Below are 12,321 nucleotides of genomic sequence, written 5' to 3'. Positions count from 1 at the left end.
CTTAACTGAACGGCATTAGCTCTTCGGAGCGGTTTTTTGTTGGGCGGATGGCGGGCCGATTCAGCGGGCGGTGGCGCGCTTGCGCACGCATTCGATATACGCCTCGCCATCGGGCGGCAGGCCGGTGCGCTGGGCCGTCCACAGCATCTGGCCGAGGCATTCCATCACGTGGTGCTGCGCCTCGTGCGGTGAATCGAGCCGCTGGGCCAGCGCCTCATAGGCGGCACGGATACCGCGTGGCTGGTCCACCGACACCTGCTCGCTGATCGACAGGTGCATGGACAGATGCAGGAATGGGTTGCTCTGGCCGCTTTCGGGCGTGTAGTCGCGGGCGAGCGCTTCGTCGCCGGCGTCCAGGGTGTCGTGGTATTCGGGATGCTGCTGCATCCAGTCGACCGCCATGGCTTCGAGCGGCGTGAGGATTTCTGCCTGGCGGTGCTTGCGCCAGGCGCCACAGAAGAACTGGCGGACTTCGTCGCGGGTGGGATTGAACATGATCCCGGTATTGTACCGGCCGGCCGCAGGCAGCGCCGGGCGGTTCCAGGCGGCGCCAACGCTACAATGGCGCCCCGTACCCCCAGACGGCGAAAGACCAAGAACGCCGCACGCCATGAGACAAAACGCTAATTCCACCCTCGCTGCGCGCGCAGCCGACAAGCTGCTCGGCGTGCTGCTGATCGCCGTGTCCGCCGCGTCGTTCGGGGCGATGGCCATCTTTACGCATTACGCCTATGCCAGCGGCGCCAACGTGGTGGGGCTGCTGATGGTGCGGTTTGTCATCGCTGCGATCGCGCTCATGATGGTGATGCGCCTGCGCCGCATCGGCATGCCGCCGTGGTCGCGCGTGGCGGGGCTGGCGGCGATGGGCGGCATTGGCTATGCGGGCCAGTCGTTCACCTTCTTCACGGCGTTGAACTATGCGCCGGCCAGCCTGGTGGCGCTGCTGTTGTACCTGTACCCGATGTTCGTGACAGTGCTGGCGGCGGTGTTCCTGCGCGAGCGGTTGACCACGGCGGCCATCATTGCATTGGTGCTGTGCTCGGTGGGCGCCGGGCTGACGGTGGGCGGCGCGGGGCTGTCCGGCGGCAGCCTGCTCGGCATTGCGCTGGGCGTGGCGTCGGCGGCGATCTACTCGGTCTATATCACCGTAGGGGCGCGCGTGACGCGCGGACTTGATCCGCTGGCCTGCACGACGGTCATCTGTACGGCGGCGGCCGTTGTGTACACGGGCATGGCGCTTGGCGGCGCGCCTGCGCACCTGCCCGGTACCTTCGGCGGATGGGCCGCGGCGTTGGCGATTGCCGGGCTGTCGACGGTGGTGGCGATTCTCACGTTCTTTGCTGGCTTGCAAAAGCTGGGCGCGGCGCAGGCGTCGATGCTCTCCACGCTGGAGCCGGTGGTGACCGTGCTGCTGGCGGCATTGCTGCTGGGCGAGTCGATTGCGCCCATGCAGATGGCCGGTGGGGCGTTGATCCTGGCCGGTGTGTTGTGGCTTACGCGCGCCGATGCGCGGCCCACAGGGCATCGCGCGGAAGACATGGCCTGAACCTAGGATAGAGCCCTGACACGGCGGCCCCAAAATGAAAACTGCCCGGCATGACCGGGCAGTTTGTTTTACGTTTCCGGCAGATTACCTCTTCTGGCCCTCCGGCAGGCGTTGCAGGCTCTGCACCCGCATCAGGGCCGCGCGGTTGGCCATCACGCCGTCGTAGAACGAGGCGAGATCGCCCTTGAGCGCAGTGCGAGACGCATCGTTCAGGTAGATCATGTGGCCCGACGGGTAATTCTTGATCGTCAGGTTCTTCGCCTTGATCGTCGGATCGAGTGGCATCTGCGCCAGCGTCAGCTCGGTCTGGTGGAACGGCGTGACCGCATCGAAGTAGCCGTTGGCCGACAGCACCTTCAGGTCCGGGTTCAGGCTCATCGTCGAGGCGAGATCGCCGGCCGTGTACAGCGTGTTGCCGCCGCCTCTGTTGGCGCCCGTCGGGTCGATGTGGCTGAAATCCCAGTTATTGAACACCTGGTCGTTCAAGTCCATGAACGACGACGTCGACGTGTACTTGAGCTGGGTGTTCAGGTAGCTGTTCCACAGCACCGTGTACGCGCCGCCGATGTTGGAGATCGACGGATCGTTGCTGCCCGAGTTCGGCAGGATGAACGGCGCGATGCCCTGACCCGTGTAGTTCGCCCGGCCGTCATACTGGCCGATCTGGATGCCCGGATTCAACGTCAGGAAGAACGTGTACGGCGGGTTGTTGTTCTGCGACGGGACGTTGCCCAGCGCAGCCGGGTTGCCGAACGTCTGGATCAGCGAGACCGGATCGGTGCCGATGTACGAACCCATCTGCTGCGCAGCCGACAGATTCAGGTTCAACCGCACGTTGACGAAGCCGCCGTCCTGCGGGTTGGGCGCCTGCGCGAGCGGCGTCAGCGTGTTGTCCGCGTAGTTGCGTGCCTGGACCATGTAGCTGTCGAGGTCGGTCGGCGGCGGATTGACAGTCGTCTTCTTCCAGTACCACGCGTCCGCAGCCAGCGTCGGGAACGTGCCGATGGCCGAGAGCGCATTCGCGTAGTCGAGGATCGACGACTGCAGCGTGATCCCGTTCAGCTCGATGCCGTCCTCATGCAGCATCCACGACAGCACCGCACTGCGTGCCGTGCCGTACGACTCGCCGAACAGGAATTTCGGCGAGTTCCAGCGTGAGTACTTGGTCAGGTAACGCTGGATGAAGCGGTCGATCGAGTGCGCGTCCTGATCGGTGCCCCAGAAATCCTTGTTTTTGGCCGGGGAGATGGCCGCCGAATAACCGGTGCCGACCGGGTTGATGAACACGAGGTCGGAGCGGTCGAGCAGGCTGTCCGGGTTGTCGGGCAGCTTGTACGGTGCGGGCGGCGTGAAGTTCGGGAACGACGACTGCAGGCGTTTCGGCCCGAACGAGCCGAGCAGCAGGAAGACCGACGACGAGCCCGGTCCGCCGTTATAGAAGAACGTCACCGGCCGCGGCTTGGATGGATCGGGATTGTCCTGCGTGTAGGCCACGTAGAACATTGTCGCGTTGGACTTCGACGTGATGGGGTCGATGGTCGTCAGGTGGCCGGCGGTGGCTGTGTAGGCGATGCTCTGGCCGCCGATGCTCACCGTGCGGTGGGTGATGGCTGCGCTTTCGCCTGGGTCGGCGGAGAGGGCGTCGTTGGGGCCGGTGCCGTAGACGTTGGGGTCCACGTATGGCTGATCGGGCGGGGTCGCCGCGGTCACCGGCTGCGTTGTCGTGCTGCCGGCATTGCTCGCGACGCCGCTGGGGCTGGCTGTGGCGGATGAGTCGCTGCCGCCGCAACCGGCCAGCATCACGGCAGACAATGCCGCCGCCGCGAGCGATGCGCCGAGGGTTCTGGGCAATCCTGCAAAATCACTGGTCGATAACCTGGATTTCTTCATGGCGATAATGGCCTTTTTCAGGGTGATGAACGCCATCACTTAAAACGGGTAAGTTTTAAGTGGGGCTCCATATCCGGGTTGCGTTTTGTGATTTCTATCTTGCGCAAAGCGGATATTCGGATTTCCCGTCCTTGCTAGGGGAATGAATTCAATTTGTTTTCATTTGGAAAAACAAGCCCCTGAAACCCGTCGGGTTTCAAAAATTAAGTACAGCGCTGGGATCAAGGTGGCAGGGCGTTTGCGCAAATCTGGCGTCAGCCGTGCAAAAACGTAGATGCGAATGCGGCCACGCGCTTCTTATCAATCGAAGCGCGAATCCGGTATGCCCATCCCTGCTGTTATTCAATGACGAACGAAAAAGTAGTTCGTAAGAAAACCGTTGTAAAGGTCTGTTTTCCGTCGCACGCGGTTGACTGGTAAAAATGACAGCGTCGGTGTGGTGATATCTGGTGCGGGCGCGATTAAATACAAAAAAGACATGCGATTCCGGCCATCTTGCGAGGTCGGCGGGCGACATGCCGATGCCCCCTTGGGCATCGAGGGCAGGCGCGAGGACGGGGAGAGGCGCATTACAATGCGCCTCTCGACTTTTTTCTGGAGCACGTAGCAATGCCCATGCTTGAACCGTCCGTGCTGGACCAACTGTTTCACGAGGCCCGCACCCACAACGTGTGGCTGGACAAGCCGGTCGATGACGAGCTGCTGCATACCTTGTATGACACGGTGAAGTACGGCCCGACTGCCGCCAACAGCACGCCGGCGCGCTTTGTCTTCGTCAAAAGCGCGGCCGAGAAGGCACGCCTCATCCCTTGCATGTCGGCTGGCAACCAGGAGAAGACGCGCCAGGCGCCGGTAACCGTCATCGTGGCGTATGACACGCAGTTCCACGAGCAATTGCCCAAGCTGTTCCCGCACGTCGACGCGCGTTCGTGGTACGCCGGTGACCAGGCCAAGATCAATGCGGCCGCGCTGATGAACGGCTCGCTGCAGGGCGGCTATCTGGTGCTTGCTGCGCGTGCCCTGGGCCTGGACTGCGGCCCGATGGCCGGCTTCGACGCCGACAAGGTGAACGAAACGTTCTTCCCCGATGGCCAGTGGAAGGTCAACTTCATCATGAACATCGGCTACGGCGACGCCGAGAAGCTGCACCCGCGCAACCCGCGCCTGTCGTTCGAAGAGGCGTGCAAGATCGTTTGATTCACCATCGGTCGCGCAAAGAAAACGGGGACTCGCGTCAGACACTGCGGTCCCCGTTTTTCATTCCTTCGGCGCGGGCGTCTTCGGCCTGAATTCACACAGCGGCTCGATGGCGCAATGCCAGCACTCGGGCTTGCGCGCCTTGCACACGTAGCGCCCGTGCAGGATCAGCCAGTGGTGTGCATCCTGGCGGAATTCCTCCGGCACCACCTTCAGCAGTTTCAGCTCCACTTCCAGCACATTCTTGCCCGGCGCCAGCCCCGTGCGGTTGGCTACGCGGAAGATGTGCGTGTCGACGGCAATGGTCGGCTCGCCGAAGGCCGTGTTCATCACCACGTTGGCCGTTTTGCGGCCCACGCCCGGCAGCGCTTCCAGCGCGGTGCGGTCACGCGGCACTTGGCCGCCGTACTGGTCGAGCAGGATGCGGCAGGTCTGCAGGATGTGCTTGCACTTGGTGCGGTACAGGCCGATGGTCTTGATGTACTCGGTGATCCCTTCCTCGCCCAGCGCCAGCATCTTGGCCGGTGTATCGGCCACGGGAAACAGCTTGCGCGTGGCCTTGTTCACGCCCACGTCGGTCGCCTGCGCAGAGAGCAACACCGCGATCAGCAGCTCGAACGGTGTGGTGTATTCCAGCTCGGTGGTCGGCGTCGGATTGTTCTCGCGCAGGGTTTCGAAAATGGCGCGGCGGCGGGCGGGATTCATCGTCGGGCGGGTCAGTGGCGAGGCTTGTCGTTGCCGGCAGGGGGCTTGCTCATGTCGGCGATGCGCTTGCGGCGGGCTTCGGCTTCATCAATCTGGGCCTGCACGTCGGCTGACACATTGGTCACATTGCGCGGGCCTTGACCGCGCGCTGCCATCTCGGCCTGCTTCTGGCGCGCACGCTCGATGGCGGCGGCGATGATCGCTTTCTTGCGTTCTTGCGCGGCACGTTCAGCGTCATCGGCCGGTTGCTCGGCGCTCACGGCCGCCAGCTTGGCGGCGGCCTTGGCGGCCAGGCGGGCCTCGTTTTCGGCCTGTTCGCGCTTGAGGCGTTCGTTGCGGAAGACGTAGCGGTCGCGGGCGAGATCAGCCTGCGATTGGCTCCAGGCGTCCCACCCGGTGCGCTCGCCGCTGATGGGGACCATGTCGATGCAATCGACGGGGCAGGGCGGCACGCACAGGTCGCAGCCGGTGCACCAGTCTTCCAGTACCACATGCATCGCCTTGGGCGCACCGGCGATGGCGTCGACCGGGCACGCCTGGATGCACAGCGTGCAGCCGATGCAGCGTTCCGGGTCGATGACGGCCACTGCGCGCGGTTGCTCGACGCCGTTGGCCGGGTCCAGCGGCAGCAGTTCGCCCGTGCGGCCGAGCGCCTCGGACAGGCGGCGGATGCCCTCCATACCGCCCGGCGGGCATCGGTTGGGCAGCGCTTCGCCGTTCGCCATGGCTTCGGCGTAGGGGCGGCAGCCGTTGTAGCCGCACTTGGTGCATTGCGTCTGCGGCAGGAGACGTTCGAGCCGGTCGGCCAGCTGATCGGCCAAAGACGGGGCCAGGGAAACCACGATGGGACTTGTCGTTTGAATAGCTTGCCATTATCGCCGATTTGCCGGCCGCGCAAGGGGTGCATGCCCTGACATTTGCGGCGGCAGCCATGTCTTAACCGTATGACATAATCCTTGCGTTCTAAACGGACCGACGTGCCATGCAGTCTCACCCAGCCGCGCCGCTCGCCGACATTGATCCAGTCGATGTTCAGGGCGATTCCGCCGCGCCCCGCGCGCGTCGTGACCCTGCCGGTACGCGGCGGCGCATCCTGGCTGCCGCCATCGAGGAGTTCTCGCGCGGCGGCTTTGCCGGCGCCCGCGTCGACGCCATTGCCCGCCGCGCAGAGACCAACGAGCGCATGCTGTATTACTACTACGGCAGCAAGGAAAAGCTCTTCCTGACCGTGCTCGAGCACATGTACTTCCGCTTCAAGCAGGCCGAAGAGCAGGTGCAGATCGAGTCGTCCGACCCGCGCGAAGCCGTTATCCAACTCGCGCGCTTCGTCTGGGATTTCTACTACGAGAATCCTGAGTTCATCCGGCTGCTCAACAGCGAGAACCTGCACGAGGCGCGGCATCTGAAAACCTCACCGCACCTGGGCGAACTGGTTAATCCGGTTATCGGCGTGCTGCGCGGGGTGGTCGAGCGCGGGCAGCGGACAGGCATCTTTCGTGACGATGTTGATGTGTCGCGCCTGTATCTGACGATCTCTGCGCTGGGTTACTACGTGCTGTCCAACCGCTACACGATCAGTGCGGTGGTTGGCCGCGACATCGCTTCGGCGGATGAGCATGAAGCCTTCGCCCAGTTGCACATCAAGATGTTGCTGGCGTATCTGGACCGGCCCAAGGGCTGATCGGCGGGTGTTTTTCGCCCCAGAATGCAAAAAGCCTCGCAACCGCGAGGCTTTTTGTTTTGCAGCGTGCCGATTCAGGCGACGGCCTTGATGCGCGGCGTGTTCTGATCGTACTGACGGATGAAATCGCGCAGTTGCGGGTAGACCTGTTCGCGCCAGCGGCGGCCCGAGAAGATGCCGTAGTGGCCGCACTTGGGCGCCGTCAGATGCTGTTTGCGGGTTTTTGGAATGCCGGTGCACAGGTCGTGCGCGGCCTCGGTCTGGCCGCTGCCCGAAATGTCGTCCAGTTCGCCTTCGATGGTGAAGAGGGCCGTGCCCTTGATGTCCTGCGGGCGCACCGGCTTGCCATCGATTACCCACGTGCCGTTGGCCAGGTGGAATTCCTGGAACACGTCGCGGATGGTCTCGAGGTAATACTCGGCGGCCATGTCGAGCACGGCGTTGTACTCGTCGTAGAAGCGCACGTGAGCTTCGGCGTCTTCCGTGTCGCCTTCGATGAGGCTGAGGTAATAGTCGTAGTGCGACGACACGTGGCGGTCGGGGTTCATCGCCACGAAGCCGGCGTGCTGCAGGAAGCCCGGATACACCTTGCGGCCGTGGCCTGGATAGTTGGCCGGCACCGTGTAGATCACGTTGGTCTCGAACCAGCTATGTGCCTTGTTGGTCGCCAGAGAGTTGACGGCGGTCGGGCTCTTACGCGCGTCGATCGGGCCGCCCATCATGGTCATGGTGCGCGGCGTCTTTTCGCCATCCGAGGCCATCAGCGAGATGGCGGCCAGCACCGGCACGGTCGGCTGGCACACCGAGATCACGTGCAGCTTGTCGGCGCCGATGTGGTTGATGAACTCGCGGATGTAGTTGATGTAGTCCGACAGGTGGAAGGCACCTGCCTCGACCGGCACCATGCGGGCGTCGATCCAGTCGGTCACGTACACCTTGTGATCCTGCAGCAGCGTGCGCACGGTGTCGCGCAGCAGCGTGGAGTGGTGGCCCGACAGCGGCGCGCAGACCAGCACGATCGGCTCATCCTTGAGCAGCTTGATGGTTTCGGCGTCGTCAGCGTAGCGCTTGAAGCGGACCAGGCGGCAGAACGGCTTCTCGATGATGGTCTGCTCGACGATCGGGATGTCGCGGCCGTTGGATTTGACGGAGCGGATGCCGAATTCCGGCTTCTCGTACTCCTTGCCTAGGCGATACAGCAGTTCGTAGCCCGCGGCGTAGCGTTGCGCTCCAGGCAGCAGGGACAGGGGGCTGAGCGGGTTGGTGAAGGTCTTGGCGGTCGCCTGGGCCCAGGCCGTCATCGGGCTGAGCAGGGCGCGCTGGAATTCATGAAGCTGATAAAGCATGGCTGGACCGATTCGGTGGTGGCGGGATCAACGCAAACGATTATGCACCTCGGTGCACGATACTGCGATGCAGCAGAAACCCTGATGCAGAGTGTGCCGTGGCTTGTATGATGCGCCCGTGTCAGTCTAGCGACATGCAGCAAAAAAGCGGCCGCAGCCGCTTTTCTTTTTGCAATTGCCCGTGAATCGTGGCGCTTACAGCACGTCCGCGATGGCATTGACCACGGCGTCGATGTTGTGGGTGTTCAGCGCTGCCACGCAGATACGGCCGGTCGACACGGCGTAGATGCCGTGCTCGTTGCGCAGACGGTCCACCTGGGCGGAGGTCAGGCCCGAGTACGAGAACATGCCGCGCTGGGCCTTCACGAACGAGAAGTCGGTCTTCACGCCCTTGGCGGCCAGCTTGTCGACCAGCGCGTTGCGCATCGACTTGATGCGGTCGCGCATCTCGCCCAGTTCCTGCTCCCACATCGCGCGCAGCTCGGGGCTGGTCAGCACGCTGGCAACCACCGTGCCGCCGTGCGTCGGCGGGTTGGAGTAGTTGGTGCGGATCACACGCTTGATTTGCGACATCACACGGGTGGCTTCGTCCTTGCTGGTCGTGACGATCGACAGGGCGCCGACGCGCTCGCCGTACAGCGAGAACGACTTCGAGAACGAGCTCGACACGAAGAACGGCAGGCCCGATTCAGCAAACAGGCGCACGGCCAGGCCGTCCTGCTCGATGCCGTCGGCAAAGCCCTGGTAGGCCATGTCGAGGAACGGGATCAGGTTCTTGGCCTTGATGACCTCGACGACCTGCTTCCACTGCTCGATGGTCATGTCCACGCCGGTCGGGTTGTGGCAGCAGGCGTGCAGCACGACGATGGTGTTCGGGGCGTAGCTGTTGAGGGAGGCCAGCATGCCGGCGAAGTTCAGGCCGTGCGTCGGGGCGTCGTAGTACGCGTAGTTGACGACCTGGAAGCCGGCCGACTCAAACAGCGCGCGGTGGTTTTCCCAGCTCGGGTCGGAGATGGCGACCTTGGCGTCCGGGTACAGGCGCTTGAGGAAGTCGGCGCCGATCTTCAGTGCGCCGGTGCCGCCCAGGGCCTGCGCCGTGACCACACGGCCTTCGGCGATCAGCGGGGACTCGGCGCCGAACAGCAGCTTCTGCACGGCCTGGTCGTAGGCGGCAATGCCTTCGATCGGCAGGTAGCCGCGCGGGGCAGCGGCAGCCAGGCGGGCCTTTTCGGCTTCCTGCACGGCGCGCAGCACCGGGATTTTCCCTTCGTCGGTGAAGTACACGCCCACGCCCAGATTGACTTTGGTGCTGCGGGTGTCGGCGTTGAAGGCTTCATTCAGGCCCAGGATGGGGTCGCGCGGGGCCAGTTCGACGGCGGAGAAAAGCGACATGTGATGTCTCTATCGGTTGGTTCGGAATTCGGTGGGATCCAGCAGGCGGTGCGGCGCGGACTCCGGGGCGGATTGCCCGGCGCGACTGGCACGGAGACAGATTGTACCGAATACAGGCTCTAATCGCCCGAGAAATCCTTGCAGAACAGAGGCCTAAAGCGTTTGAGCAGGCGGTACAGATGCGGCGCCCCAGGACTCCAAACGATTGCCGGGGCGGCGCGCTACACTAAACAATTGGTTGCAATCGCCGCTTTCGCCCTGATTTGTTGGGGGCGCATGAGTCACTTTGTCGACCGTTGCTGACTGTCCGCGCTGTTCTCCCACCCGCCGCCATGACTGATCTGAGCCAAGTTCCCAGCCTGTACGATGAATCGAAATTTGTGACGTTCGAGGGCTCGCCGTTCCAGCTGTACCAGCCGTATCCGCCGGCCGGCGACCAGCCCGAGGCGATTCGCCAGATCGTCGAGAACATCGAGGACGGCCTGTCGTACCAGACCCTGCTGGGTGTGACGGGCTCGGGCAAGACATACACCATGGCCAACGTGATCGCCCGGGTAGGGCGGCCGGCCATTGTTTTTGCGCCCAACAAGACGCTGGCGGCGCAGTTGTATTCGGAGTTTCGCGAGTTCTTCCCGCGCAACGCGGTCGAGTACTTCGTTTCGTATTACGACTACTACCAGCCCGAAGCCTACGTGCCGCAGCGCGATCTCTTCATCGAGAAGGATTCATCGATCAATGAGCACATCGAGCAGATGCGCCTGTCGGCCACCAAGAGCCTGCTGGAGCGCCGCGACGTGGTGATCGTGGCCACCGTGTCGGCCATCTATGGTATCGGCAACCCCACCGAATACCACCAGATGATCCTGACGCTGCGCGCTGGCGACAAGATCAGCCAGCGCGACGTGATCGCGCGCCTGATCGCCATGCAATACACGCGCAACGAGACGGACTTCCAGCGCGGCACCTTCCGTGTGCGCGGCGATACCGTCGACATCTTCCCCGCAGAGCATGCCGAGATGGCTGTGCGCCTGGAACTGTTCGATGACGAGGTCGAATCGCTGCAACTGTTCGACCCGCTTACCGGGCGCGTGCGGCAGAAGATCCCGCGCTTCACCGTGTACCCGTCAAGCCATTACGTGACGCCGCGCGAAACCGTGCTGCGCGCCATCGAAACCATCAAGGCTGAGCTGCGCGAGCGGCTGGATTTTTTCTACAAGGAAAACAAGCTGGTCGAGGCGCAGCGCCTGGAGCAGCGCACGCGCTTCGACCTGGAGATGCTGCAGGAGCTGGGCTTCTGCAAGGGCATCGAGAACTACTCGCGGCATCTGTCGGGCTCCGCGCCGGGCGAGCCGCCACCGACGCTGGTCGACTACCTGCCGCCAGACGCGCTGATGTTCCTGGACGAATCGCACGTGCTGATCGGCCAGCTCAATGGCATGTACAACGGCGACCGCGCGCGCAAGGAAACGCTGGCCGAATACGGCTTCCGGCTGCCTTCCGCGCTGGACAACCGGCCGCTCAAGTTTGCCGAGTTCGAGACCAAGATGCGGCAGGTGACGTTCGTCTCCGCCACGCCGGGTGATTACGAGAAAAAGACCGCCGGTACCGACGTGGTTGAGCAGGTGGTGCGTCCCACGGGCCTGGTCGACCCCGTCATTCAGGTGCGTCCGGCCACCACGCAGGTGGACGATCTGCTCTCGGAAATCCACCTGCGCGTCGAGGCCGGCGAGCGCGTGCTGGTGACCACGCTCACCAAGCGCATGGCCGAGCAGTTGACGGAGTTCATGTCGGAGAACGGCATCAAGGTCCGCTACCTGCACTCGGACGTGGACACCGTGGAGCGCGTGGAGATCATCCGCGACCTGCGCCTGGGCACCTTCGATGTGCTGATCGGCATCAACCTGCTGCGCGAAGGGTTGGACATTCCCGAAGTGTCGCTGGTCGCGATCCTGGATGCGGACAAGGAAGGTTTCCTGCGCGCCGAGCGTTCACTCATCCAAACCATCGGCCGCGCGGCGCGTAACGTCAACGGCACGGCCATCCTCTATGCCGACCGCATCACCGAGTCGATGAAGAAGGCCATCGGTGAAACCGAGCGCCGCCGCGCCAAGCAGATCGCCCACAACGAAGCCCATGGCATCACGCCGCGCGGCGTGGTCAAGCGCATCAAGGACATCATTGACGGTGTGTACAACGTCGACGATGCGCGCGCGGAACTCAGGGCCGCACAAGAGGCCGCCAAGTATGAAGACATGAGCGAGAAGCAGGCGTCCAAGGAAATCAAGCGCCTGGAAAAACAGATGCTCGACCATGCCAAGAACCTCGAATTCGAGAAGGCGGCGGCGGTGCGCGATCAGCTTGCCAAGCTCAAGTCGCAGCTCTTCGGGGCCAGTGGCGAAGACCATATCGTTCCGGCTGCCTGAACTGCGCGGCTGCCTCGTCGGTCGGACACGCACCGCCGTCTCGCTTGAAGCGGGTCGGCGGAGTCGTCTTGACACAATTTCAGACCATCCTCAGGCGCTGCGCGTCGCCTGGCGGGGGAATCTGGCACGCAAAGCGGAAAC

The 12,321-nt window shown here is 63.4% G+C and carries 10 protein-coding genes; 4 read left to right on the top strand and 6 right to left on the bottom strand.

The window, feature by feature from the left end; translation table 11 throughout:
- Positions 1-60: 60 nt before the first annotated feature.
- The gene (locus B4F51_RS08770) at positions 61-495 is read right to left on the bottom strand and encodes a DUF1841 family protein (protein WP_296224804.1); all 435 of its coding nucleotides are present in this window, start codon (positions 493-495) and stop codon (positions 61-63) included.
- 115 nt (positions 496-610) lie between these two features.
- On the opposite strand from B4F51_RS08770, the gene B4F51_RS08765 reads away from it, so the two are divergent.
- Positions 611-1,546: a DMT family transporter gene (locus tag B4F51_RS08765; protein ID WP_296224802.1), complete on the top strand. Its 936-nt coding sequence runs from the start codon at positions 611-613 to the stop codon at positions 1,544-1,546.
- Positions 1,547-1,630: 84 nt separating this feature from the next.
- Here the strand turns inward: B4F51_RS08765 and B4F51_RS08760 are convergent, their stop codons facing one another.
- Positions 1,631-3,436 (bottom strand): S10 family peptidase, encoded by a 1,806-nt coding sequence (locus B4F51_RS08760; RefSeq protein ID WP_414706720.1) that lies wholly within the window; start codon positions 3,434-3,436, stop codon positions 1,631-1,633.
- 609 nt (positions 3,437-4,045) lie between these two features.
- Between B4F51_RS08760 and B4F51_RS08750 the strand changes: the two genes are divergently transcribed.
- On the top strand, positions 4,046-4,633 hold the full coding sequence (locus B4F51_RS08750) for a malonic semialdehyde reductase (RefSeq protein ID WP_296224800.1): 588 nt from the start codon (positions 4,046-4,048) through the stop codon (positions 4,631-4,633).
- A gap of 60 nt (positions 4,634-4,693) precedes the next feature.
- On the opposite strand, the gene nth is transcribed toward B4F51_RS08750, so the two are convergent.
- A complete protein-coding gene (nth, locus tag B4F51_RS08745) occupies positions 4,694-5,338 on the bottom strand; it encodes an endonuclease III (RefSeq protein ID WP_296224798.1) in 645 nt (214 codons plus the stop codon).
- An 11-nt stretch (positions 5,339-5,349) separates the two neighbouring features.
- Complete coding sequence (gene rsxB / locus B4F51_RS08740; protein ID WP_296224796.1) at positions 5,350-6,180, bottom strand: electron transport complex subunit RsxB; 831 nt, start codon at positions 6,178-6,180, stop codon at positions 5,350-5,352.
- Positions 6,181-6,320: 140 nt separating this feature from the next.
- Here rsxB and B4F51_RS08735 point away from each other — a divergent pair, with 140 nt between their 5' ends.
- A complete protein-coding gene (locus B4F51_RS08735) occupies positions 6,321-7,019 on the top strand; it encodes a TetR/AcrR family transcriptional regulator (protein ID WP_296224794.1) in 699 nt (232 codons plus the stop codon).
- A 74-nt stretch (positions 7,020-7,093) separates the two neighbouring features.
- Here B4F51_RS08735 and B4F51_RS08730 read toward each other — a convergent pair whose 3' ends face one another.
- Entirely contained in the window at positions 7,094-8,365 is a 1,272-nt protein-coding gene (locus B4F51_RS08730; RefSeq protein ID WP_296224792.1) for a polyhydroxyalkanoate depolymerase, read from the bottom strand.
- A 195-nt stretch (positions 8,366-8,560) separates the two neighbouring features.
- Entirely contained in the window at positions 8,561-9,757 is a 1,197-nt protein-coding gene (locus B4F51_RS08725; protein ID WP_296224790.1) for an amino acid aminotransferase, read from the bottom strand.
- Between the two features lie 332 nt (positions 9,758-10,089).
- Here B4F51_RS08725 and uvrB point away from each other — a divergent pair, with 332 nt between their 5' ends.
- Entirely contained in the window at positions 10,090-12,180 is a 2,091-nt protein-coding gene (uvrB, locus tag B4F51_RS08720) for an excinuclease ABC subunit UvrB (protein WP_296224788.1), read from the top strand.
- Positions 12,181-12,321: the final 141 nt, after the last annotated feature.

Source organism: Ralstonia sp. UBA689 (assembly GCF_002298975.1).
Classification (GTDB): domain Bacteria; phylum Pseudomonadota; class Gammaproteobacteria; order Burkholderiales; family Burkholderiaceae; genus Ralstonia.
The sequence above is the reverse complement of the archived record's forward strand: the minus strand, read 5'-3'. Positions and strand labels throughout refer to the sequence as shown.